This window comes from Aquabacterium sp. (assembly GCF_016234775.1).
Taxonomy (GTDB): domain Bacteria; phylum Pseudomonadota; class Gammaproteobacteria; order Burkholderiales; family Burkholderiaceae_C; genus Aquabacterium.
Genome location: NZ_JACRAH010000009.1, coordinates 88,816 through 112,005 on the forward strand (window position 1 = coordinate 88,816; position 23,190 = coordinate 112,005).

Sequence of the window (23,190 nt, forward strand, 5' to 3'; positions counted from 1 at the left end):
TGCAAAAGCGACCGCCAGCCTGGGCGTGCAAGCCCGGGCCGGTCAGTCGCCAGGTGAGGTCATAGGGTCAGTCGCAGCAGGCGAATGACCAATGGCGGCCCTTGGGCTTGCGGGCCCTCCATCCAGCGCGTGGTGGGAGGGAGGGCAGGGGTGGGCGGCAACAAGGGGCCGCTCAAGGCGATCAGCGTGGGGCTGAAATCCCGCTCATCTGCGCCCTTGTGGTGGGGCAGGGTAAGGCTTTGATCCTTGCAGAACTTGTGACACAGGACATGTTCGTCTGCCTTGTGATGGGCCGCTTGGGCTTGTTCATCGGCATGCGCATGCATGGTCGATGGGGCATGAGCGTGTTCGTGCTCGGCGGACGGCTCGTCGTGGTGATGGTGCGTGGCAGGCGCTTCTGGCGCCTGGTCCGCCAGCATGCAGGCGTTGACCGTTCCGCTCAGTACCCCGAACAACCACGCCAGCAGCACCAGGCCGCAGAGACGGCGCAAGGTGGTGGAGCTGGTGCGAAAGGGCATGGCGGTACAGGATCTCAAAGATGTCTGATCTTGCACTATGAACCTTGACATGGGGGCAAGGTCAAGTGATTTTTACCTGACGGGGCTGACGCTGCGCAAATCGTATATGAAGCGCAGAAGGTGCGCATCGCTGAAACGCTGCAAAATGGACATCACTATGCACGCAAATCAAACAATCGGGCGAGTCTGGGGGATGCGGGCCGCCGCCATGGCATGCGCCTGGCTGGTCGCCGCCTGTGCTTCGCCTCAGCAGGCCAGTGACCAGGCTGCTTCGTCTGCGCAGCCGCCCTTGGTGGGGCCCCCTGTGCCACCCCCTCCTGGCGCGCCGCCTACCCAGGCAGCGATGCAGCAGGCCCAGAAGGAGGCCCAGTCGGCGGTGGACGAGCTGGAAGATGGTCACGAGGACGACGCCCGCGTGATTTTGCGGCGTGCGTTGACGCTGGACCCGAACAACAAGCTGGCCTTGAGCCTGATGCGTCAGCTGACGACCGACCCCGTCATGTTGCTGGGCAAGGAGTCGTTCAGCTACACGGTCAAGGCGGGGGAGTCCCTGTCGCGCATTGCTGGGCATCTTCTCGGGGACATCTACCTGTTCTACGGGCTGGCCCGCTACAACGACATCAAGGTGCCCAAGCAGGTGGCTGGCGGGCAGGTGATCCGGGTGCCTGGCAAGGCGCCACCGGTGGAAGACCGTGAGCCCCCCAAACCCACCAAATCAAGTGGCAAGACCGGGGCCAAGGGCGGCGGCAAGAGTGAACCGCCTGCACCACCTCCGGCCCCTGCACCTGCTGCGGTGAGCGCCCCCACGCCTGTGGCGCCGCCCGCCGCCGAGCCGTCGCCGGCACCTGCGCCCTCCGCACCGGCTCAGTCCACTGAACTGAGCCCAGGTGCCAAGGCCATGCAGGCGGCCCAGGCGGCCGAGCGGGCAGGCAATCTGGACAAGGCGCTGGCCGACTACCGCCTGGCCGCCTCGCTGGGGCAGTCTGGTTCGGCGAACAAGGCCGAGGCCGTGCGCAAGCAACTGGTTGATCGCCATGTTCAGAAAGCGCGCGCCGCCATGGCCCGGCAGGATCTGGATGGCGCCATTGCCAACTGGAACCGCGTGCTGGAGCTCGATCCTGGCAACGACATGGCCCGACTGGAAAAGCAGAAGGCCCTGACGCTCAAGGAGAAGGTCAAGGCCTTGAAGTGAGTTGAGCCAGCTTGTGGCGCGCCTGGGTGTGCCCGGGCTCCAGCCGCAGGCACAGGCGCAGCGCTGCCAGTGCGGCGGGCTTGTCCTTGCTTTCCAGGGAGGCGGCCTGCCGGTAGTACACATCGGCCAGCAGCGAGCGGGTGGCGGCGTCCTTGGGATGGGCCGCCAGATCCTGTTTCAACAAGGCGATGGCGTCATCGAACTCGCCCTGGCCGGCCAGCAAGGCGGCGTGTTCCAGCGCATTGCGCTCGACTGACAAGGTCGTGTTGGCGGCTTGATGGCCATGTGTGCCCAGTGCGGTCTGCTTGCCGGATGTCGCTTTGGCCAGCGTCAGGCGCGAGTAGCGCCCCAGGTAGAGCTGTTTGTTGCGTTGTTGTTCGATGTCGCGCAGGGCCTGTGCTGCTGTGGTGTTGTCGGGCTGCAGGGCGAGGATGGCCAGATTGCGTTGAGTGGCCTCATCCAGCGCCCCGCGTTGTCGGGCCTGGCGTGCGGCGGGCAGCTGTTCATTCACTTTTTGCGTGATCTGCGCGCGGGTCTGCGCCAGTTGTTGGGCGTAGTTTGGCTTGTCCGGGCGCAGCACACTGAGGACCTCCCAGTTCACGGCAGCCTCGGCCAGATGCCCTTGCTGCATCTGGGCCTGCGCGTTGGCGAGGGTGGCCTGCTCGAAGGCCTCGGCTGCGGGCGAGAGGGCGCGGCCGCGTTCGCCAGAGGGCATGGCTGTACAGGCCGCAAGCAAGGCGCACATCAGTGCGATGCCCGGCGCGCGCGCGCGGTGTTGCATCATGGCGCATGGCCCCCCGTGGGCCGGCTGATCTGCAGCCTGGCCTTGAAATCCTCCAGGCTCATGTCACCGAAGATCATGGTGCGGCGGAGCATCAAGGGCTGGGCGAAGAAGGCGTTGCCACCGGCGTTGACGGTTACGGCAAGGTGGACGTTCTGCTTGCCCAGCATGGCCAGTACGGCCTCATTGGCATCGCCGTATGGATAGGCATAACTGCTTTGTTCTGTGCCCAGCTTTTGCGCCAGCAACTCGCGTGGCAGCTTGATTTCATTGAACAGGGCCTGTTGGTAGACGCCTTCGCTCTCACCATTGGGGTGTTCGATCAGATTGCGGTGAGTGCGTGAATGGGATTGCACGTCGATCAGGCCGGAGCGTGTCATTTCCTGCAGTTCTGACCAGTCCACCGCATCGCCTGCGCCGATGAAGTCGGTGTAGACGAACAGGGTGGCGGGCGCGCCGTATTGCTGCAGCAAGGGGTAGGCCTGGTGGTAGAAAGAGGCGTAGCCATCGTCCGCCGTGATGACCACAGACTTGAGCGGCAGGGCGCGCTGACCATCCAGCCAGGCGCGCAGATCGGCCAGCTTGAGCACGTGGTAGCCGTTGCGTTTGAGCCAGGCGAGCTGCGCTGCAAAGGCCGTGGCTGACACCGTCATCTTGCTGCTGGCGCCGCCGCCGTTGGCCCGACCGAAGCGGTGGTAGCAGAGGATGGGAATGGTCTGGTAGCGGTCGCTGTAGATGCCCAGCGGGTTGTGTTCGGTGAGCGGGATGACCAAGGGTCGAGTGGCCTGGTCTGTGGTGCCTGGGGCTGTCTGGTTGAAATCGGTGATGCGCCAGGCCAGATCGGCCGAGCCCAGAAAGTGCCGGGCCATTTCTGCCAGCGTGTCGCCCGGGGCCGGCTGGTAGATGAGCAGGCGTTCGTTGCGACCGAGCACCTGGCCTTTGAGCATGGAACTGGGGCTGCCCGTGGCGCCAGTTCCCTGGCGATCCTGGCCTGTGCCGGGTCGCAAGGGCGTCACCGAGCAGGCGGCCAACGCGCTGGCGATGAGCAGGGCCAGCAGGGGGCGCGCGTGTCTCCTCATGATGCTTGCGCGGTGTTCAGGCCGCCAGCTTCTGCGTGGGAGGAGGCGTGGTGGCGCCGGCGCCGGAGGCCCGATCCTGCAGCGCCTGGGCCATCTGATCGAAGGCCACGTACAGTTCACCGAACTCGTCCTTGCGTTGCTCGTGGATGCGGTGGTCGAGCCGGCCTTTGGCGATCTGTTCCATGGACTCTGCCACCAGCTTGATCGGCCTGGCGAACCAGTTGGCCACGAAGTACATGGCCAGGGCCACGGCCAGCACGGTGACCAGCACCAGCACGCCCATCAGGCTCATGGACAAGCGCGCCACATGGGTGAGCGGGGCTTCAGGCAGGCCCAGCACCACGCGGCCCACGTTCTTGCCGGCAAAGGTGATGGGCGCTTCAAAGCCCAGCACCGTGCCGTGCTGGCTGTCCGTGTTGATGGCGCGCCAGGTCTTGATGCCCCCGGAACGTTCGGGCAAGGCCTCGCCTTGTGGCGGGCGGTAAGCCTGGCCGACCAGCGCGGCCTGGCTGGCGGCGCGCACGATGCCACCGCGGTCGATGACGGTCACGCTGTCGAAGTCCTTGGTCTTCATGATCTCCTGCAGCGTCACGTCCACGGCCACCCAGTCTTCCGACAGGGCCGCCACCGCGTTCTGCGCCGCAATGAAGCGCGACAGTGCGGCGCCGTTGTCTGCCACCTGGTCCATCATGGCTGCGTACTGGCGACGGGTGGTGACCGTGGCGGTCAGCCCCATGACGACGGCCACGATCAAGGCCATGGTCAGCGCCCACTTCACCCGCAGGGGGATGATGCGCGGACGGTTGCGGGCCAGAGCTGCTTCGTCGATCTCGTTGAGCACTTTGACAAGGGCATCGGCCAGTTCCTTGCCGCTCTGATAGCGGCTGTCGGGCTCCTTGACCATGCAGCGATCGACCACGCGACGCAGGGCCGCTGGCACATCGTCACGCAGCTTGTCCAGCGGCGTGGGCTGGTCCTTGGCGATCTTCAGGGCGATGGCGACCATGCTGTCACCCTGGAAGGGGCGCTGGCCGGTGAGCATCTGATAGAGCACCACGCCGGCTGAGAACAGGTCGGAGCGTCCATCTATCTTGCCGCCCACAGTCTGTTCAGGTGACATGTATTGCGGCGTGCCCAGCACTTCGCCCGAGCGTGTGTGCTGTTCGCCTTTGCTGGACTCGACATGGGCGATGCCGAAGTCGGTCACCTTGATGGTGTTGCCATCCTTCAGGCGCACGATGTTGCCGGGCTTGATGTCGCGGTGGACGATGCCGTGCTGGTGCGCATAGTCGAGCGCGCGGGCCAGCTGGATGCCCATCACGACCGTGTCGCGGATGGGCAGGGGCTTGCCTTCTGCCAGTACATCGGCCAGGGAGGCGCCATCAAGCAGTTCCATGGCCATGTAGGGGCGATGCTCGATCTCGCCCACGTCATGCACGATGACGATATTGGGGTGGGACAAGCCGCCGGCGGCCTTGGCCTCCCGCACGAAACGCTCGCGGCAGTCGGCATCCTCACACAGCGAGGCATGCAGGAACTTGATGGCCACGTCGCGGCCGATGTCGGGGTCGTGGGCGCGGTAGACCGTGGCCATGCCGCCTCGGCCCAGGCAGTCACGCACTTCGTAGCGGCCGACCTGGCGGGTGGTCAACTCGCCGTGGTGCACGGTGTTGCCGGGCAGGGTGCCGGTGCGTGGCTCTGTGCCAGGCTCCTTGTGGATGCTGCTGGGGGGCAGGGTGGCTGTTGGGGCGGGTGCCGCTGACGAGGCCGGCGCCGAAGGTGTGGCCGGCGCGGTGGGGGTATGGCCCGGGGTGGCCGCCGCAGCCGCCGCAAAGTAGCGCGCCTGCTGCGAGGCCGGCACGATCACGGTGGCTTCGCTGTCTTCGTCTGGCAGATCGTTGTCGGCCATGACGGGCTTGTTGTCAGGCTCGTTGGCGGGCGGTTGCTGGGTCATGACACCTTCCTTGAAATCTTGCTGGCCATGCGCAGGCCACATCAATGTCCATGGTCGCAGCGAGATGTGACGGAATCAAGCCCCCAGGATCAACACTTGTGTCATTCGCTCAACGAGGTGACGGAGGCTGATCTGGCTGATTGAGCAGTTCGAAAGGCACACGATCCATGAGATAGCACAGGCAGTCCTGGCGAACAACCTTGGCATCCAGTGTCAGCATGGCGGGCATGGAGGGGCGTTGCAACTGAAGTTCGCCGTTTCGGGTGCGGAAGAAGGTGTCAGCCACATCCTGACCGAGCTCGTCGCGCACGTCCAGCGGTCGGCTCAATTGAGTCTGGCCAAAAACGGCGCCCGCATCCAGTTCCACGAAGTTCAGGTGATCGAGTTGCGGCTTGAAGTTCAGCGGCAGCTCGGGCGTGCCGAAGCCGAAGTCCACATCCGGGGCGACCTTGACCAGGGCGACCGTGTGATACAGGTCGATGTCGGACTCGCGCACGCCGTGTTCAGGAAAGGCGGCCAGATGCAGGCAGGCTTCGATGAAGCGTGTTGCGGCGGCTTCGTTGGCCGGGTAGCCTGGCTTGCCGCATTCCACGGCCACCGAGGGGCAGTGTTGCGCGAATGACGCGGTTTGCGAGCCCTCCGGGCCTCGGAACCACACGACCGTGCGTGTCAGCAGCATGGCCAGGTGCAGCGTGTTGGCATCAAGCTGGCAGACCACGCTGTAATGGGGGTTGAGCCCGGTGTTGTTGTGGATGTCGATGCTGGCGAACAGGCCGCGCTCGACCATGATCTGGTGCACCTGTTGCATGACCTCGGCTTCCGGCGTGCCAGCGTGCACCACGGTGCCGGGCCAGACCCGGTTGTAGTCGGGCTGTTGATCGAGCCGGCGCAGGCCTTCGCTTGCAGCCGCTACATTGCCGATAAACAGGCTCATGGCGCGTGGCAACTCACGCCCTGCGTGCGCCTTGAGAACCTGCTGGATCGCCACCAGGCCCACATCTTCATTGCCGTGCAACAGCACGGAGACGAACAGTTCTGGCGTGCGTCTGCCGGGGACGTGGATCAGTGTGGGGCCGGGCAGGAGTTGGTGAAGTTCCCGTGCCGGGGTGTCAAGAAAGCCTGCTGGAAGGGCATCAAGTCGGGTCAGCATGGTGTGGTCCATGGGGTGTTCAGATCGGCCATTCGTGCACGGGCATGCCGCTGCGCTGGTGTTCAAGGTAATCGGCGGTCAGCTTGAAGAGGTCACCATATTGCGCATGATGGGCCAGTTGCCAGGCCGCACCGTTACGGCGGGTGCGCAGGCGCACGGCCAGCACGTCCAGATAGCGGTCGATGTCACGGCCATCGATGCCTTGCTGTTGCAGGCCTTCTCGTGCCATGGGCAACAGGTCGATCAGGATGTCAGTGGCGCTGCGTGTGCGGCCATCGAGCCACGTGAGCGGGGCATCCAGGCCGTCCTGAGCTGCGCGATAGAAATTGGCTTTGGCCGTGGCGAAGGGCAGTGACGTTTCCGGTGCCGTCGGGTTGGCCGCGAGCATGTGCACCACACCGTAGTAGAAAGCGGCGTTGGCGATCATGTCGATCACGCTGGGCCCGGCGGGCATAACGCGTTGCTCAATGCGCAGATGAGGCTGGCGTGCGTCATCAAAGCCGATCAGCAGCCGGTTCCAGCGCCATACGGTACCGTTGTGCAAGCGCAGATGCGCAAAGGCCTCTGGTGGTGTGTCGCTGCAGATGGGCAGCAGCACAGGGAACTGCGCGGCGTTGTCCGTGAAGTAGCTGGTCGGGTCCTCGCCCAGATAGGCGTCACCAAAGCTGACGCGCTGGCCATGGGCTTGCACATCGCTGCCACAGTCCACTGATTGTTCGAACAGCGGGATGCGCGTCTCGTGCCACAGGCGGTGTCCGAACAGGAAGGGAGAGTTGGCCGACAGTGCGGTCAGTGGGGCACTCAGCACCATGGAGGCGTTCATGTGCCGCACGATCTGATCGGCCGGGACTTGCAGGTGGATCTGGAAGGAGGTGGTGGCAGCCTCCAACATCACATCGGCATGCGTGGTGCGCAGGTGATCCCCGCGCGCAGGCGCAGCGATGTCCAGCGTCAAAGGGCGTCCCTGTCTGGCCTTGAGCACCTGCTGGTTGAGCGCCACGTAGCGCTTGGACGGCGTCATGGTCGACAAGTTGAGGTCGGACTCACGCAGGGTAGGCAGGGTGCCGATGGCGATCGCGGTGGCTTCGTCTTCGTGCGCTGTCTTCAGGCAGCGAGACCAGGTGTCGGCCAGCTCCCACTCCAGCTTCGACAGCGCATGGCCGGTGAGTGCTTGAGGTTCACCGTTGAGTTCGATGTTGAAGCGCGAGAGCTCGGCCACCACCTGCGGGTCGGCCATGCGCGCCAGAAAGGACTGGTTGCAAGGGACGGGGTAAAAGTTGCGGTCCAGCAGCCAGGCTTCCAGCTCGAAACCCGCAACGCGGCCTTGCTGTGCAAAGCCCCCGAGCTTGAACGTGTCTGCGGCCAGACTGGTTTCCGTCTCCAGGCATTGCGCAAAGCGCGCCATGTCGTCGGCATTGAAGCGCGTCGCGCTGATCTCCTGGCCCATGTTGTGGTCAACGAGGTAAACAAGTCTTCATCATGCGCACGTGGGCGGATGGCTTCACGACCTAACTGCGCAGTAGTTGAGGCGCATCAAGTCCGAGGGTTTCACGGGCTTGCCCGCGCCCCAAAACAAAATGCCGACACCGTGATGAAACGGTATCGGCATCCGGGGCTTGCGCCCAAGACTTGCAATTGTCCCGCCGTGGCGACCATCGGCAGCGACCAAGCCAAAAAACAGGAGGGTCAATAGCGGTAGTTCACGCCGATGCTGGCGCTGGGCAGCAAGGTGATGCGACCGATCTTGTCGTTGATTTCATCGGTCTTGGCGTCCACGTCCGCCTGGGTGATGGTGTAGGTGTTGTAGGTCTTGCCAACGATGTTGGTGTCGGGCGTGAATTTGGCGCGCCCGATGGACACACCCACATCGGCCACAAAGCCCATGCCAGCGGCGCGCTCCTGGTGGCCCCAGCCCAGACCGATGTAGGGCATGACGGTCGGGAACTTGAACTGGGCGTTGTAGTAATCGGTGGCCGACGGCGTGATGTCATGGCCATTGACCGTGATGGACGAGGCGCCGTCAAATCGCGATTTCAGGTCCAGGCGGGCCTTGTTCAAGGTCAGGCCACCGGTCAGGCGAAAGCGACCGGTGAACGGAAAGTAGTCCGCAAACGCCCCGAAGCGGTTGTATTGTGCTTTGGTGTCGAAGCCCACGCCAGTGATGCTGTGGGTGCGGTTGACGATGCCTGTGGTGCCCGCATCGACACGCAAGCCCAGCTTCTGGTTGACCGTCACCGCGTAGCCCACCACCACACCAGGCGCCCCAACCTGCACATAGGATTCGCCTGCATAGGCCGACATCGCGGCCAGACTGACCATCAAGCCGCTCAGCGCGGTGGCCGTCGCGGGCATATGCTGGACTGCTTGGCGGAAGGTCATCATGTCGGGCTCCTCATGAGGTGGGCGCGTCGGCATCGCGATGTCGACGACAGAGCCCGGACTTTAGTCAGAGGGCGTCGCACGCGATCGTCAGGCAATGGCCTCTTTTTCAGCGTTTTTCAGACTTTAGGTGCCAGGGGCGATGGCCGATTGAACAAGGATCCACCAAACAAACCTTCCTTTCGGTGTGTTTGCAATCGGATGGGTCTGCGCTTCGGGCGCAACATCGCAAGCTGTTCCCCCACAACAGGATTCACCTTCTTGCCCATGGTCGTGCACACACCGACACTGTTTCTGGTGATCGTGATCGCCAGCGCTGTCATGGGCGCGGCCATCGCCTTCATCGCGCACAGGCAGCATGTCAATATGCTGTTGTGGGCGGCTGGCCTGATGTTGCATGCTGTGGGATACGCGCTTTACAGTTTGCGCGGACAGATACCCGATGTGTGGTCGATTGTGGTGGCCAATGTGGCGGTATCGGCCATGTTTGCGCTGTTTGGTGAAGGATTTTTCCGGTTCGTCGGGCGGCCATCACCGCGTTGGTGGCTGTGGACTCCGGTCGTCTTTGTAGGGGTCGCCTTCAGCTTCCTCCAACATGCGCAGCAAGCGCGATTCCTTCTGGCTGGCCTGGTGTTCAGCTTTCAGTGTCTGACCCTGCTGTTGGCCCTGTGGCAAAGCCGTGCGGAGTTGCCCGGGAGAGGGGCCTATATCCTGTCCGCTGGCGCACTGGCGGTGCTGCTGGTCATGTTCGTGCGGGTGTTGGGCATATCCGTTGGGGCGATGCAGGTTGCCGCGGTGACGGACACGGGGCCGGCTCAGGGTCTGACCTTCATGGCTGCACTGGTGGGCGTGCTGTGGTTGTCTCTGGGCCTGGTCATGATGAACCAGGAGCGTGCGGAGTATGCCTTGCAGGCCGAGCGCGCAGCCGATCAGTTTCGCAGCCGGATCCTGGAGCAGTTGTCCACTGGGGTACCGCTGCAACAGGTCCTGTCTGCGATGGTGAGGGGGGTCGAACAACTGCACCCGGGCATGCTGTGCAGTGTGTTGCTGCTGGATCGGCAAGGCCTGCACCTCGGTGAGGGTGTGGCGCCCAGCCTGCCTGATGCCTATAACGCGGCCATTCACGGCCTGGCCATCGGGCCGGGCGTTGGTTCCTGTGGCACGGCGGCCTATACGGGTGAGCGCGTGGTGGTGGAAGACATCTCCCAGCACCCCTATTGGTCTGGCTACAAGGAGCTGGCCGCCAGGTCTGGCTTGGGGGCGTGCTGGTCTCAGCCCATCCGCTCCTCACTGGGCACCATACTGGGCACGTTCGCCATCTATCATCGGCAGCCGCATGTGCCTTCCCCTGCAGATATGGCGCTGATTGAACAGTCAGCCAGCCTGGCCAGCATCGCCATTGAACGCAGCCGTGAGGCGGAGGCCCTCCGGCGCAGTGAACAGCGCTATCGCAGGTTGATTGATACGGCCAATGAAGGCATCTGTGTCGTGCAAGGCGACATCATCCGATTCGCCAATCCCAAGCTGTGCAAACAGGCCGGGCTGGCAGAGTCGGAACTCGTCGGGCAGTCTTTCGGTCAGTTCATCCACGAAGAAGACCGTGAGATGTTGTTGCTCAACCGGCGCAAGCGCAAGCTGGCAGGGGCGCAGGATTTCACCTACCTGGTGCGCATTCTCACGCGTCATCAGGGGCAACGCTGGTTCGAGTTGAGTGGCACCACCATTGATTGGGAGGGGCAGTCCGCCTCACTGAATTTCCTGACCGATGTGACCGACCGCAAGCAGATGGAAGAGCGTGTTCGGCAGTTGGCCTACCAGGATGCCCTCACCATGCTGCCTAATCGCCGTTTGCTGATGGACAGGCTGGGGCTGGCCATGGCGAGGCACAAGCGTTCCGGCCAGTATGCCGCGCTGATTTTTCTCGATCTGGACAACTTCAAGCCGCTCAATGACCTGCATGGACACGATGCGGGTGACATGCTGTTGATCGAAGTGGCCCAACGCCTCAAGCACTGCGTGCGGGAGGCCGATACCGTGGCCCGCTTTGGTGGGGATGAGTTTGTGGTGGTGCTCAGCGATCTGGGCCTGGATCGCAGCCATGCCATGACGCATGGGCTAGGCGTGGCTGACAAGATCCTGAGTTCGTTGACACAGGTATATCGGCTCGCCGTGCCCACGGCATCTGGCCTGAGCAAGCTCATTGAGCACCATGGCAGTGCGAGCCTCGGGCTGGTGCTGTTTCATGGTGAGCCAGGCACGGAAGACGAGTGCCTCAAGCGGGCCGATGCCGCCATGTACCAGGCCAAGCAGTCCGGGCGTCGCTCGATCAGGGTATGTGAGGCAAAAGGTGTGGATCAAGCAGGTGACGTCGTCACCTGAACTGCTGCCTTTTCGCCGGTCATCGAATGAGTGTGGCGTTCACTTCCTGAGCGAGCTTGTCGATCCTGTGAAGAAGACATCCGGCAAGGCCAACGTAGCCTCAGCCACGTCAAGCAAGCGACGGTTGTGATCCATCGAGGCTTTCTGCAAAGACCGGAAGGCCGCTTCTTCCGTGAGCCCCAGTCGCGACATCAACGCACCCTTGGCGCGTTCGATCACCTTGCGCTCATGCAGGGCGCGCCGTGCGGCGTCGAGTTCAACCTCCATGCTGGCCAATCGTGCGGACTGTGTCTGCAGCAGATCCTCCAGCGACGACACCTGGGCCTCATGTGCCGGGTCTGTTGAGCTTGCGGCGGTGGCTTCGAGCAGGTTGGGCAGCACGGGCGCCGCATCCGGTTGCTCTGCTGCGTTGAAGAAACGGTCCACCGCGTGGGTGTGCGGCGGCGGGTTGTCGCGCAAGCGTTGCAGCAGGCCTTCAGAGTCCTGCAAGTCCTGGCGGGTGGCCGTCCATTGAGCCTGGCAGGCCTGACGCAGGCATTGCACCAGTTCGATTTGCAGCGCCCACATCTCGGAGATGCGTTCACTGGTGATGTCGAACCAGAGATCGCTCAAGCCGCTGTCAAGTTTCGCACCTGGTCTGGCCGTGCACAGCGTGCGCCGCAGGCGCTCCAGTTGCGCGACATGGGGCGTCAGCTGATGCTGCTGCCAGCGTGCGCGCAAGCTGGGCTCGGCAAACTCGTCGAACACCTGGAGGCTGCGCTCCTGCGCGTCAATCAGGTGCACGATGCGCTGCTGTTCGGCGTCATCGCTGGCGCCGGACGCAAACAGTTGCGCCCCCACGGCGCGCTCCTGCCCGGCCGCTTCCTTGCCCTGCACCAGGTGCACAAAGGCCACGAGCAGCCGCGAAATGCCGGGCAGCGCTGCGGCATCGGCCACGTGAAAGACCAGCTCGACCATGCCCGCGATCAAGCGGCTGAAGGCCGCGACGGCATCATGGGCACTGGGCTGGCGCTGATCAATGCGCGCGCGCAGATCGGCCAGGGCATCGAGGTCGAGCAGCACCCACGCCATCAGGGACAGCATGCGCGCCGAGGCGCCCTGTTCTGGCGCCAGTTGCCGGGCGAGCAAGTCGCGCAAACTGGCTTCCATGGGCCGGGCTGCAGCCAGCGCAGCCTGCCGCTCTTCTTCAAAGCGCTGGCCGCCAGAGGCCAGATAGATGCTGGTGGCACCACGCTCCCTTTGCAGCGCGTGCACAAGCTGGCCGATGACATCCACCAGCTCGACGCGGCCCATCAGGTGCCCGACGGCATCGATTTCCAGTTGTTTGGCGCGCAGAACAAGTTGTGAGACGGACAGTTGCATGGGCTGACGGACTGGGAGTGAGCCCCCCATTGTCCGTCAGATGCGGGGTGGGTCAGTTGCCCGACACCAGGACCTGCCCATCTACCACGCGGACTTCGTGCGCGCGCACCGAATGCTCGGGCGACTCCAGGCAGGCGCCGGTACGCAGATCGAAGTGGTTCTTGTACAGCGGCGAGGCCACGACGATCTGGTCGCCCAGGTTGCCCACCAGACCGCGAGAGAGCACGCTGGCGCCGGATTTGGGGTCGATGTTGTCAATGGCGAAGAACTGGTCTTCACCGACACGGAAGACCGCGACGTGCCGGCTCGCCACCAGGGCGCACACCCCCGTGTTGGGCACGATGGCATCGACGGCGCAGACGGAGGTCCAGGCGGAGGCGTCAGTCGGAAAATTCAAAACAGCAGCATTCATGGGTGGATTCCTCTCAGCGGGATCAGGCCAGAGTGGCCTCGGTCGATGCGTCGTCGCGCTCTTCAGGGCGGGCCGGGCGGATCTGGCCGCGTTCCTTGACGAAGACGATGCGTTCATCCTTGGCATCGCTGTTGACGAAGGAGCGGAAGCGCTGGCGAACTTCGGGGTTGGTCACGGCCGTCTTCCATTCGCACTGGTAGGTATCGACCACATGCTGCATCTGGCCTTCCAGTTCGGCGGCCAGACCCAGCGTGTCATTGATCAGCACGCCCTTGAGGTAGTCCAGGCCCCCTTCGAGGTTGTCGCGCCAGGTGCTGGTGCGTTGCAGGCGGTCTGCGGTGCGCACATAGAACATCAGGAAGCGGTCGATCAATTTGATCAACTCGACCTTGCTCAGATCAGAGGCAATCAGCTCGGCGTGGCGGGGCTTCATGCCACCGTTGCCACACACGTACAGATTCCAGCCCTTTTCCGTGGCGATCACGCCCACGTCCTTGCCCTGTGCTTCGGCGCACTCGCGCGTGCAACCGGATACGCCGAACTTGATCTTGTGCGGCGCGCGCAGGCCCTTGTAGCGGTTCTCCAGCTCGACGGCCAGGCCCACCGAATCATCGACACCGTAACGGCACCAGGTCGAACCCACGCAGCTCTTGACCGTGCGCAGCGACTTGCCATAGGCGTGTCCCGATTCGAAACCTGCGGCGATCAACTCTTCCCAGATCAGGGGCAGTTGCTCCACCCGGGCTCCGAACAAGTCCACACGTTGGCCGCCAGTGATCTTGGTGTACAGGCCATACTTCTTGGCAACCTGGCCCACAGCGATCAGGCCCTCGGGCGTCACTTCGCCACCTGGCATGCGGGGCACGACGGAGTAGGTGCCATCTTTTTGAATGTTGCCCAGGAAGTAGTCGTTGCTGTCTTGCAGGCTGGCGAGCTCCTTCTTGAGCACGAACTCGTTCCAGACGGATGCCAGGATGTTGGCGGCAGCCGGCTTGCAGATGTCGCAGCCCAGGCCCTTGCCGTGCTTGCTCAGCAGGTCGGCAAAAGACTTGATCTCGCCAACGCGGATCAGGTGGTACAGCTCCTGGCGCGAGTAGGCGAAGTGTTCGCAGATGTGGTTGTTGACCGCCAGACCCTGCTTCTTCATCTCGGCCTTCATGACCTGGGTGACCAGGGGCACGCAACCGCCGCAGGTGGCGCCAGCCTTGGTGCAGGACTTCAGCAGCGAGATGGACGTGGCGCCTTCACCCACGGCCGAACAGATCTGGCCTTTGGTCACGCTGTTGCACGAGCAGATCATGGCGCTGTCGGGCAGGGCGTCGGGGCCCAGGCCGGGCTTGGCCTTGCCGTCGCTGGACGGCAGGATCAGGAACTCGGGGTCGGCCGGCAGGTCGATGCCATTGAGCGCCATCTGCAGCAGCGTGCCGTATTCATCGGCATTGCCCACCAGCACCGCGCCCAGCAGCTTCTTGCTGTCTTGGCTGACGACGATCTTCTTGTAGATCTGCTTGATCTCGTCGATGTACTGGAAGCTGTGGCAATGAGGCGTCTTGGCATGAGCGTCGCCAATGGAGGCGACATCCACACCCATCAACTTGAGCTTGGTGCTCATGTCGGCGCCCGCGAAGCTGGCGGCAGCGTCACCCGCGATGTGTTTGGCGGCAATGCGGGCCATGTCATAACCAGGCGCCACCAGACCGAAGGTCTGCTCGTTCCAGGATGCGCATTCGCCGATGGCGTAGATGTGGTGGTCGCTGGCGCGGCAGTGATCGTCGATCACGACGCCACCACGTGGGCCGATGGCCAGTACACATTGGCGGGCCAGTTCGTCGCGCGGGCGGATACCGGCCGAGAACACGATCATGTCGGTTTCAAGGTAGCTGCCATCTTCAAAGACCATGCGGTGCAGGTGCTCTGCGCCATCGGTGATCTTGACCGTGCTGCGGCTGGTGTGCACGTGCAAGCCCAAGGCCTCGATCTTGTTGCGCAGCACGCGGCCACCCATGTCATCCACTTGTGCTGCCATCAGGCGAGGAGCGAACTCGATGACGTGGGTGTCCAGGCCCATGTCGCGCAGCGCCTTGGCGCATTCCAGACCCAGCAGGCCACCGCCGACCACCACGCCGTTTTTGGCCTTGGCGCCCGCGGCCTTCATGCCTTCGAGATCTTCAATCGTGCGGTAGACGAAGCACTTGTTGCGCTCACGGCCTGGAACAGGGGGGACGAAAGGCACCGAGCCGGTGGCCAGCACCAGTTTGTCGTACTGCAGCTCCTCACCGTCCGCCGTGGTCACCGTATTGGTGCGCCGCTCGATGGCCACGGCCTTGGCGGCCAGGCGCAGCTTGAAACCGGTGCGCTCGAAGAAGCCAGGCTCGACCAGGGAGAGGTCTTCAGCCGTCTTGCCAGAGAAGTATTCGGAGAGGTGAACCCGGTCGTAAGCGGGGCGGGGTTCTTCGCACAGTACCGTGACCTCGGCATCCTTCAGGCCGGATTCGGCCAGGCTTTCGAGGAACTTGTGGCCAACCATGCCATGACCAACGACGACGATCTTCATGTGAACTCCTGCGACGGTAGAGGTGCGCTTGCCCGGCCAATGCCGGCGAGCCGAAACCAATGAAAGAACAGCCAGATCACGCCACCGTGAAGTGGCCCTGACTGCATTCCGCCGTCGTTAGCGGAGAACAAAAAGCGTGCACCGAGGCGACGATACCTGCGGGTGCAGATAGTTAAGCAATAGGTGTGCCAGTGTATTTTGGGTGTTGATGCACTCACATGGTGCGCAGATGGCGCCAAAACTGGGCTTGCAGCCGTGGCGCCATTGAGGAAACCACCGTTATCACAAACCCTGGATCTGTCTGGTGCCGGACATATTGGGCAGGGTTGCACGGGCACGATGCAACGTATCAGCTCATGACAAGCGCTGCCAAGGCAAACAAAAAGATTGCCCCATTCGGTTTAACGCATCTCGCAAGAGAGACCCCAGGAGACATTGATGCCCATTCGCCCCAGCACCCGAAACTTGCTGACAGCAACCCAGGTCGCAGTAGCCGCACTCATGGTGCCGGCCATGTCCAGCGCTGCCACTACAACCGACCCCTTCTTCCAGTACACGGACAGCGCTCAACTGGCGGCCGCCGCACCAGGCACGATCCTCAAGAGCCGCACGATCACGGCTTACCTCGCGGGCATCAAGACGTCGTACCAGGCCACCCAGATCGTTTACCGCTCGACTGATGCCCTGCAGCGTCCTGCCGCCAACGTGACGACCATCTTCTCGCCCGACTGCAGCAAGGTCAGTTGCGCCAACAAGAACAAGGTGATCTCGTACCAGTCGTTCTATGACTCGCTGAACCCGGAAGATGGCCCCTCGCGCGCCTATGCTGGTGGCACCCGCCTGCCGGAGGTCCTGCCTGCTGTTGAAGCCGTGCTGTTTGGCAGCTACGTGAAGAAGGGTTACACGGTCATCATCTCTGATACCGAAGGCCAGAAGGCCAACTTCGCCGCCGGCCCTGAATACGGCTACAACACGCTGGACTCGATCCGTGCGGCTTTCAGCTCTTCGCAGATCGGTCTGGCCAGCAGCGCCAAGGTCGTGATGATGGGCTACTCGGGCGGCGCGATTGCCACCGAGTGGGCGGCCGAGCTGGCGCCAAGCTACGCACCTGATCTGAATGACAACCTGATCGGCGCGGCGTTCGGCGGCACCCTGGTGAGCCCTGAGCACAACCTGACCTACGTCGAAGGCGCACCCATCTGGGGTGGTGTGATGCCCATGGCGGTGCTGGGCGTTTCGCGCTCTTACGAGATCGACATCAAGAAGTACCTGACCCCGCGTGGTCTGGAAGTCTTTGACAGGATGCAGAAGGCGTCGATCGCCTACGTGCTGGGTCAGTACAGCAAGGTGACCTGGAAGGACCTCGTCAAGCCCGAGTTCCAGGACCGCACCAAGATCCCTGAGTATGTGGAAGCCGTGAACAAGGTCATCATGGGCACGGGCGGCACGCCGACCATTCCGCTGCAGATCGGTCAAGGCACCGGCGGCACCCTGGAGTTGACCAAGACCTCGCCGATCTGGGGCAAGGGTGACGGCGTGATGCTGGCTGGTGACGTTCGCACACTGGCGCGCCAGTACTGCGGCAAGGGCGTGCCTGTGCAGCACAAGGAGTGGGGTTCGAGCCACTTCCTGTCCATCGCCAACTGGCTGCCTTGGGCAACCGCCTGGGTGGACGACCGCTTTGCCGGCAAGGCCGCACCGCAGAACTGCTCCAGCATTGCCGTGGGCAACGCGCTGACGCCGATCGTGTACACGCCCTGATATAGGGCAGGGATGGCTCGCAAGCCATGAAGAAGAAGGGGCGACTGGGTCGCCCCTTTTGCTTTTCAGAGCTGGAAGTCGTAATCGACCGTCAAGGGCGCATGGTCGCTGAACCAGCCGTGCCTCGCAATGCCCAGTGATGACATCGCCGACGGAAATCACGCCTTTCCGCGATGCCGTGTAATGCAAGTCATTGATTTTAAAAGAGTCACCGTATAAAATCACGTTTGTATTTTTATAAGGTGATGACGCTGTGAACCATCTCCCATTGCCTGACAGCGCCGCGCGGCAAGCCATCGACTCCGAGGCGATCTTCTTGGAGTGGCTGCGCGTGGTCAAGGAAGCCAAAAAATTTGCGGGCGGGATGTATTTCAAGCGAGAGGGCTCGTACGAGTACTTGGTCAAGACCTCGCCTGACAATCGGCAAAGCAGGTTGGGGCCCCGCGACGAGAAGACGGAGGAGACGCTGCGAGCCTTCACCGAAGGCAAGCAGAAGATGGAAGCCCGGCAAAGGTCCTTGCGGGCGAGCCTGCGCGAATCTGAACGGCTCAATAAAGCCTTGCGCGTGGGGAGGGTGCCCAACCCGGTTGTGGACGTGCTCAACGAGTTGGAGCTAGCGGGGCTTGGCGCGCACTTCACGGTGGTGGGCACCCATGCCCTGTATGCCTACGAGGCGGCGGCGTCCATGCGCATCGAGGCGGGTGCGCTGGCCACACAGGATGTCGACCTTCTGTGGGATGCGCGCAAGCGCGTCCAGTTCGTCAGCACGATGGCCAAATTGGACAGCTCTTTGCTCAAGCTGCTGCAGCGTGCGGATCCCACCTTTCAGCGCATGGAAGGACAGATTGAGTCGGCCGTCAACGACAAGGGGTTCATGGTGGATTTCCTTCGCCGCATGGCCACCGAGGGCGACCCGCACCCCTTTCGTTTTACCGAGGACGAAGGCGATCTGTGGCCCGTTCAGGCGCAGCGTGCGGAAGCCTTCCTCAATGCGCCGAGGTACGAGCGGGTGGTGTTCTCGGTCACGGGCCGCATGGCGCTGATGCGCACCGTGTCGCCTGCCGTGTTCGTGGCGTTCAAGCGCTGGATGGCCGAACTCGACAATAGGCCGCCTGGCAAACGCCGCAGAGACAAGCTTCAGGCGGACATCGTTCAGCAACTGCTGGACGAGAAGGCACTTCAGCCCTGATGAGGCATGTGAATCGCTTGCCCCAGCCCTATGCTGAGTGAAGGACTCGTCGCCGGTCAGAGGCTGAAGGCGTAGTCAATGGTCAGCGGCGCATGGTCGCTGAACCAGCTGTCCTTGTACACACTGGCGTGCTTGGCCGTGGCCGCCAGCCCAGGCGTCGCCAAATGGTAGTCAATGCGCCACCCCACGTTCTTCGCGCGCGCCTGGCCCCGGTTGCTCCACCATGTGTAGCACTCGTCCGTGGTGTCGGGGTGCAGCGTGCGGTAGACATCCACCAGGCGCGTCTCGCCGGCCGGATCCAGCAGCTTGGTCATCCAGGCGCGCTCCTCGGGCAGGAAGCCGCTGTTCTTGAGGTTGCCCTTCCAGTTCTTCAGGTCGGCTTCCTTGTGGGCGATGTTGACGTCGCCGATCAGGATGAACTCGCGCTCGCCACGCAGGGCGGCCAGATGCGGCTGGATGATGTCCAGAAAGCGGTACTTGGCTTCCTGGCGTTCTTCCGAGCTGGAGCCGCTGGGGAAGTAGCAACTGATCAGCGACAGCTTGCGGCCCGGTTTGTCAAAGCGCAGCTCCACGTAGCGGCCTTCCGGGTCGAATTCGCCGCTGGGGTCCTTGCCGCCCAGGCCGATGATCACGTCAGAAGGTTCGTGCTTCGTGTAAAGCCCGACGCCGGAGTAACCCTTCTTTTCTGCATGGTGGAAATGGCCATTCATGCCGGCGAAGGCTTTCAGAGGCTCGGGCATGTCGTCGACATGAACTTTGAGCTCCTGCACGCCCATACAATCGGCGGACATGGTTTCAGTCCAGGGCACGAGGCCCTTGGTGGCGGCAGAACGGATGCCGTTGAGGTTCAGTGAGACCAGACGAAACACGACGAAATACCCAATCAATCATGAGCAACACCTCTTCCAATGACACGTTGGCCCAGGACTTCGTGGCCTTCGCAGTGCAATCCAAGGTGCTGCGTTTCGGGGAATTCAAGACCAAGGCGGGGCGCCTGTCGCCCTATTTCTTCAACGCCGGCTTGTTCGATGACGGCGCCAAGCTCGGCCGTCTGGCGCAATTCTATGCACGTCGGCTGATCGCGTCCGGCGTCGAGTTCGACATGTTGTTCGGGCCTGCCTACAAGGGCATCACCCTGGCGGCGGCCGTGTCGATCGAACTGGCGCGCCTGGGCCACAACAAGCCCTTTGCCTACAACCGCAAGGAAGCCAAGGACCACGGCGAAGGCGGCACCCTGGTGGGCGCGCCCGTGCAGGGCCGCGTGCTGATCATCGACGATGTGATCTCCGCCGGCACCTCGGTGCGCGAGTCGATCGACCTGATCATCAAGGCGGGTGCCAAGCCGGCTGGCGTCACCATTGCCCTGGACCGCCAGGAAAAAGCCACGGCCAACGGACAGGACGCCGCGGAGAGCGCTGTGCAGCAGGTGGAACAGCACTACGGCTTGCCCGTTGTTGCCATCGCCACGCTGGGTGATTTGTTGCAGTATCTGCAGACGGAGTCCGACCCTGCCTTGACAGCATTTCACCCTGCGGTGCTGGCTTATCGTCAACGTTATGGCGTCTGATCCGTTTAGAACTAATATTGACAATTGAACTGATCAGAATGCGGCGTGCTGGAGCGCGCCACACACGGAGCCACGATGACGTTTGAGTTGGGAGCCCTTGAGCGCATGGCCATCACCGGCAAGGTGGTGCGCCAGGCTGCGGCGTGTGGCGTTCTGCTCCTGGTGGCATCGGCAAGCTGGGCTGCGCCTGGCATTTACTCGTGTGTGGATTCATCCGGCAAGAAGTACACCTCCGATCGGCCGATCCGGGAGTGCCTGGATCGCGAGCAGCGCGTGCTCAACAAGGACGGTTCCCAGAAGCAGACTGTGCCGCCACGCATGAACGCGGAAGAGCGCGCGCTGGCTGAAGAGCGCCAGCACCAGAAGGCGCTGGCAGATGCTGCTCAGAAGGATGCCATCCGGCGCGATCGCAACCTGATGCTGCGCTATCCCAATGAGGCTGCGCACAACAAGGCGCGCGAGGCCGTGATCGATGATCTGCGTCGCGGCATTGATGCGTCCGAATTGCATCTCAAGGAATTGCAATCTGACCGCAAGCCCTTGCTGGATGAGGCCGAGTTCTACAAGGGCAAGCGTCTGCCGTTCAAGCTCAAGACCCGGCTGGAAGCCAATGACGCCCAGCAGCAGGCTCAAAAGGACATCATCACGCAGCAGACCGCCGAGATTGCGCGTGTGAATGCCTTGTATGACGCCGAACTGGCGCGATTGCGGCGCTTGTGGGGCGGGGCAGTGCCGGGGTCCGGTCCGTCAGCCTCTGACGCTGTTCAGCGCTGATGCTCACCGGCGCGTCACCCGCCCTTGTCGGAAGTGCCGCGGTGACAAGCCGCTCCAGCGCTTGAACGCCCTGGAAAAACACGAAGGCTCCGCATAGCCCAATCGCTCGGCGATATCCTCCACGGTCATGTCGGTGGTGTGCAGCAACTCTTCCGCCAGCACGCGGCGCGCATCATCGGCCAGCGCTTCAAACACCACGCCCTCATCGGCGAGCCGCCGCCGCAAGGTGCGCACGCTCATCTGCATTGAATCGGCCACTTGCAGCATGGTGGGCATGGCGCGGCTGTGCATCATCAGCTGATCGCGGATGCGCCCGGCCAGACCGCCTTGCAGCTTGCGCCGGGTCAGCAGCCGCTGGCATTCATCCTCGCACAGCTGGAGTGCGGCCGCATCCCCTTGAGGCAGCGGCAGTTGCGCCAAAGCCTGGCTGATGCCTACCCGGTTCTGGGCCTGATTGAAAACCGGCGCATGCCCGTAGAGCGCTTCGATCCGGTCCGCGTAAGCCGGGCGCGGTCGCCTGAGTTCGAGCCGCGTCAAGGGCAGTTGCATGGGCAGCACGTCACGCTGCAGTTGCAGGATCATGGTGCTGTCGCGGTCAACGAAAAAGTCCCGCACGTCTTCGGGCACGTCCTTGTCTTCGCAGATCAGCAGGGCCTCGTCGGCCGTGTCGGCCATGACGGGCTGGCAGAACGCACAGGTCAGGCGCGTGTAGCGGATGCCGACCTCCACCGCCTTCCACGCGCTCGGGCTGCTTTGCAGCGCGAAGCCCCAGATGCCGAAGGTGGTGGGGTGGTAGCGCAGCCCGGCGTCCAGGCCCAGGCCGATGTCGGGGCCCAGGTGCCTGAGCAGATTGCGTGCGACTTGCATTTCCTGCATGGCCTCGACCATGCGCTCGGGCTGGGCCAGTTGCAGCTCGCTCAGGCCCGTGCCGGCCAGGCAGTCACGCGCGCTCAAGCCATGTTCGCGCCCCAGGCCGAACAGGATGCGGGTGCTGGCAATGTTGCGTGGGAAATCCCAGCGGGGGCGGTTGGGTGACATGGCCATGGCGGTTGAAACGTGTGGCCTCAAATGTCAAGTTGGGGCCGCATACGCCATTCTCGCCGAGGGGGGCGCTGTTTACGCTGAAGGCTGTCACTTCTTGCCCCAAGTACAGCTTGACCTGCCTGCCATGAACGCACTTACCGGTTCCACTTCACCGACCCACCTGGCACCTCGCAAGGTGCAGTTCGACTGGTCTGACGTGCCCTTGCACTGGATCCCCGATCAGCCCTTTGCCAGCCATTTTCTGAGCCAGTTGCACATGATGTTGCCCATTGGCGAGTTCTGGTTCTGCAAGCTGTTCAACCAGGCCTTGCCGCTGGTGCGCGACGAGCGCCTGGCTGAAGATGTCAATGCCTTCATTCGCCAGGAAGCCGTGCATGCGCGATCCCATCAGGGCGCGTCGAAACATTATCTGGGTGCGCATGGCATCGAGACGCAAAGCTTCATCGATCGTGTGACCTGGCTGTTTCAGGAGGGGCCTTTGTCAGATGAGCCCTTTGGCCGGCCCTTGCCCAAGTGGCTGGCTCGGCGGTGGCTGATCTTCCGCCTGGGCATCATCGCCAACATCGAGCACACGACCTGCACGGTGGGCACATACATCCTGCGCAATCAGCGATGGGATGAGGTGGGGGCTGACGAGACCGTGCTGGACATCCTGCGTTGGCATTGCGCCGAAGAGGTCGAGCACCGCTGCGTGGCCTTCGATCTGTACCGCCATCTGGGTGGCCACTACGCCACGCGCTGGGTGCACAAATTGATCTGGATCCCCTGGTTTCTGTACGTGTATGCGCGTGGTGTGGAGCACATCGTGCGTCAGGATCCTGCCTTCAAGGGACGTGGGGCCGGGCCCTTCAGCCTGTCGTTCTGGCGGCAATGGCGCCGAGCTGGCAAGGGCGGCTTTCTGCCTGGCATCGGCTGGTTCCTCAAGGAGGAGTTGCGTTACCTGAAGCCACGTTATGAGCCCGTGGATGAGGGCGACACCGCCGAGGCCCTGGCCTATATGGCGCGTTCACAGGGCGTGCGTGCGGGTGCCATGGCGGTGGGCCGCTGGTAGGTGGCTGGTGCGGCGTCCTCCAGCCTGGTGCCGAGCTTCGCCGC

Annotated in this window: 19 protein-coding genes; 7 read left to right on the forward strand and 12 right to left on the reverse strand. The window is 63.1% G+C overall.

Annotated elements, in window-relative coordinates:
• Positions 1–59: 59 nt before the first annotated feature.
• Entirely contained in the window at positions 60–518 is a 459-nt protein-coding gene (locus HY836_RS04085; protein WP_290673830.1) for a hypothetical protein, read from the reverse strand.
• Between the two features lie 193 nt (positions 519–711).
• On the opposite strand from HY836_RS04085, the gene HY836_RS04090 reads away from it, so the two are divergent.
• The gene (locus tag HY836_RS04090) at positions 712–1,710 is read left to right on the forward strand and encodes a LysM domain-containing protein (protein WP_290673832.1); all 999 of its coding nucleotides are present in this window, start codon (positions 712–714) and stop codon (positions 1,708–1,710) included.
• Here HY836_RS04090 and HY836_RS04095 read toward each other — a convergent pair.
• The 6 genes from HY836_RS04095 to HY836_RS04120 form a co-directional block, all read right to left on the reverse strand.
• Positions 1,694–2,494, reverse strand: coding sequence for a hypothetical protein (locus tag HY836_RS04095; RefSeq protein WP_290673834.1), 801 nt, complete (start codon positions 2,492–2,494; stop codon positions 1,694–1,696). The two genes, HY836_RS04090 and HY836_RS04095, sit on opposite strands and share 17 nt — an antisense overlap.
• Positions 2,491–3,570, reverse strand: coding sequence for a polysaccharide deacetylase family protein (locus HY836_RS04100; protein ID WP_290673836.1), 1,080 nt, complete (start codon positions 3,568–3,570; stop codon positions 2,491–2,493). Before HY836_RS04100 ends, HY836_RS04095 begins: the two co-directional genes overlap by 4 nt.
• Positions 3,571–3,586: 16 nt before the next feature.
• Complete coding sequence (locus HY836_RS04105) at positions 3,587–5,524, reverse strand: protein kinase (RefSeq protein ID WP_290673838.1); 1,938 nt, start codon at positions 5,522–5,524, stop codon at positions 3,587–3,589.
• Between the two features lie 109 nt (positions 5,525–5,633).
• Positions 5,634–6,674, reverse strand: a complete 1,041-nt coding sequence (locus tag HY836_RS04110) for a M14 family metallopeptidase (RefSeq protein ID WP_290673840.1) — start codon at positions 6,672–6,674, stop codon at positions 5,634–5,636.
• Between the two features lie 19 nt (positions 6,675–6,693).
• Positions 6,694–8,121 (reverse strand): glutamate-cysteine ligase family protein, encoded by a 1,428-nt coding sequence (locus tag HY836_RS04115; RefSeq protein ID WP_290673841.1) that lies wholly within the window; start codon positions 8,119–8,121, stop codon positions 6,694–6,696.
• A gap of 239 nt (positions 8,122–8,360) precedes the next feature.
• Entirely contained in the window at positions 8,361–9,056 is a 696-nt protein-coding gene (locus tag HY836_RS04120) for a hypothetical protein (RefSeq protein ID WP_290673842.1), read from the reverse strand.
• 264 nt (positions 9,057–9,320) lie between these two features.
• Here HY836_RS04120 and HY836_RS04125 point away from each other — a divergent pair, with 264 nt between their 5' ends.
• Positions 9,321–11,432: a diguanylate cyclase gene (locus HY836_RS04125; RefSeq protein WP_290673843.1), complete on the forward strand. Its 2,112-nt coding sequence runs from the start codon at positions 9,321–9,323 to the stop codon at positions 11,430–11,432.
• Positions 11,433–11,471: 39 nt separating this feature from the next.
• Here the strand turns inward: HY836_RS04125 and HY836_RS04130 are convergent, their stop codons facing one another.
• The 3 genes from HY836_RS04130 to nirB are packed head-to-tail and all read right to left on the reverse strand — an operon-like array spanning position 11,472 to position 15,760.
• Positions 11,472–12,794 (reverse strand): nitrate- and nitrite sensing domain-containing protein, encoded by a 1,323-nt coding sequence (locus HY836_RS04130; protein WP_290673844.1) that lies wholly within the window; start codon positions 12,792–12,794, stop codon positions 11,472–11,474.
• A 52-nt stretch (positions 12,795–12,846) separates the two neighbouring features.
• Positions 12,847–13,206: a nitrite reductase small subunit NirD gene (gene nirD / locus HY836_RS04135; protein WP_290673850.1), complete on the reverse strand. Its 360-nt coding sequence runs from the start codon at positions 13,204–13,206 to the stop codon at positions 12,847–12,849.
• A gap of 22 nt (positions 13,207–13,228) precedes the next feature.
• Positions 13,229–15,760 (reverse strand): nitrite reductase large subunit NirB, encoded by a 2,532-nt coding sequence (nirB, locus tag HY836_RS04140; RefSeq protein WP_290673851.1) that lies wholly within the window; start codon positions 15,758–15,760, stop codon positions 13,229–13,231.
• A 438-nt stretch (positions 15,761–16,198) separates the two neighbouring features.
• Here nirB and HY836_RS04145 point away from each other — a divergent pair, with 438 nt between their 5' ends.
• Together HY836_RS04145 and HY836_RS04150 are read left to right on the forward strand one after the other, a co-directional pair.
• Positions 16,199–17,521, forward strand: coding sequence for a lipase family protein (locus tag HY836_RS04145; protein ID WP_290673852.1), 1,323 nt, complete (start codon positions 16,199–16,201; stop codon positions 17,519–17,521).
• Between the two features lie 253 nt (positions 17,522–17,774).
• Complete coding sequence (locus tag HY836_RS04150; protein ID WP_290673854.1) at positions 17,775–18,710, forward strand: GSU2403 family nucleotidyltransferase fold protein; 936 nt, start codon at positions 17,775–17,777, stop codon at positions 18,708–18,710.
• 56 nt (positions 18,711–18,766) lie between these two features.
• Here the strand turns inward: HY836_RS04150 and HY836_RS04155 are convergent, their stop codons facing one another.
• The gene (locus HY836_RS04155) at positions 18,767–19,579 is read right to left on the reverse strand and encodes an exodeoxyribonuclease III (RefSeq protein WP_290673856.1); all 813 of its coding nucleotides are present in this window, start codon (positions 19,577–19,579) and stop codon (positions 18,767–18,769) included.
• Positions 19,580–19,599: 20 nt separating this feature from the next.
• Between HY836_RS04155 and pyrE the strand changes: the two genes are divergently transcribed.
• On the forward strand, positions 19,600–20,277 hold the full coding sequence (gene pyrE, locus HY836_RS04160) for an orotate phosphoribosyltransferase (RefSeq protein ID WP_290673858.1): 678 nt from the start codon (positions 19,600–19,602) through the stop codon (positions 20,275–20,277).
• Between the two features lie 75 nt (positions 20,278–20,352).
• On the forward strand, positions 20,353–21,051 hold the full coding sequence (locus tag HY836_RS04165) for a DUF4124 domain-containing protein (protein ID WP_290673860.1): 699 nt from the start codon (positions 20,353–20,355) through the stop codon (positions 21,049–21,051).
• A gap of 3 nt (positions 21,052–21,054) precedes the next feature.
• Here the strand turns inward: HY836_RS04165 and HY836_RS04170 are convergent, their stop codons facing one another.
• Positions 21,055–22,095 carry an AraC family transcriptional regulator gene (locus HY836_RS04170; RefSeq protein ID WP_290673862.1) on the reverse strand — a complete coding sequence of 347 codons (1,041 nt, stop codon included), beginning with the start codon at positions 22,093–22,095 and terminating at the stop codon, positions 21,055–21,057.
• 124 nt (positions 22,096–22,219) lie between these two features.
• Between HY836_RS04170 and HY836_RS04175 the strand changes: the two genes are divergently transcribed.
• Entirely contained in the window at positions 22,220–23,146 is a 927-nt protein-coding gene (locus tag HY836_RS04175; protein WP_290673865.1) for a metal-dependent hydrolase, read from the forward strand.
• Positions 23,147–23,190: the final 44 nt, after the last annotated feature.

Coding starts and splice junctions, on each gene's coding strand:
- HY836_RS04085 (WP_290673830.1), bottom strand. CDS start 518: ATGCCCTTTCGCACCAGCTCCACCACCTTGCGCCGTCTCTGCGGCCTG.
- HY836_RS04090 (WP_290673832.1), top strand. CDS start 712: ATGCGGGCCGCCGCCATGGCATGCGCCTGGCTGGTCGCCGCCTGTGCT.
- HY836_RS04095 (WP_290673834.1), bottom strand. CDS start 2,494: ATGATGCAACACCGCGCGCGCGCGCCGGGCATCGCACTGATGTGCGCC.
- HY836_RS04100 (WP_290673836.1), bottom strand. CDS start 3,570: ATGAGGAGACACGCGCGCCCCCTGCTGGCCCTGCTCATCGCCAGCGCG.
- HY836_RS04105 (WP_290673838.1), bottom strand. CDS start 5,524: ATGACCCAGCAACCGCCCGCCAACGAGCCTGACAACAAGCCCGTCATG.
- HY836_RS04110 (WP_290673840.1), bottom strand. CDS start 6,674: ATGCTGACCCGACTTGATGCCCTTCCAGCAGGCTTTCTTGACACCCCG.
- HY836_RS04115 (WP_290673841.1), bottom strand. CDS start 8,121: ATGGGCCAGGAGATCAGCGCGACGCGCTTCAATGCCGACGACATGGCG.
- HY836_RS04120 (WP_290673842.1), bottom strand. CDS start 9,056: ATGATGACCTTCCGCCAAGCAGTCCAGCATATGCCCGCGACGGCCACC.
- HY836_RS04125 (WP_290673843.1), top strand. CDS start 9,321: ATGGTCGTGCACACACCGACACTGTTTCTGGTGATCGTGATCGCCAGC.
- HY836_RS04130 (WP_290673844.1), bottom strand. CDS start 12,794: ATGCAACTGTCCGTCTCACAACTTGTTCTGCGCGCCAAACAACTGGAA.
- nirD (WP_290673850.1), bottom strand. CDS start 13,206: ATGAATGCTGCTGTTTTGAATTTTCCGACTGACGCCTCCGCCTGGACC.
- nirB (WP_290673851.1), bottom strand. CDS start 15,760: ATGAAGATCGTCGTCGTTGGTCATGGCATGGTTGGCCACAAGTTCCTC.
- HY836_RS04145 (WP_290673852.1), top strand. CDS start 16,199: ATGCCCATTCGCCCCAGCACCCGAAACTTGCTGACAGCAACCCAGGTC.
- pyrE (WP_290673858.1), top strand. CDS start 19,600: ATGAGCAACACCTCTTCCAATGACACGTTGGCCCAGGACTTCGTGGCC.
- HY836_RS04165 (WP_290673860.1), top strand. CDS start 20,353: ATGACGTTTGAGTTGGGAGCCCTTGAGCGCATGGCCATCACCGGCAAG.
- HY836_RS04170 (WP_290673862.1), bottom strand. CDS start 22,095: ATGGCCATGTCACCCAACCGCCCCCGCTGGGATTTCCCACGCAACATT.
- HY836_RS04175 (WP_290673865.1), top strand. CDS start 22,220: ATGAACGCACTTACCGGTTCCACTTCACCGACCCACCTGGCACCTCGC.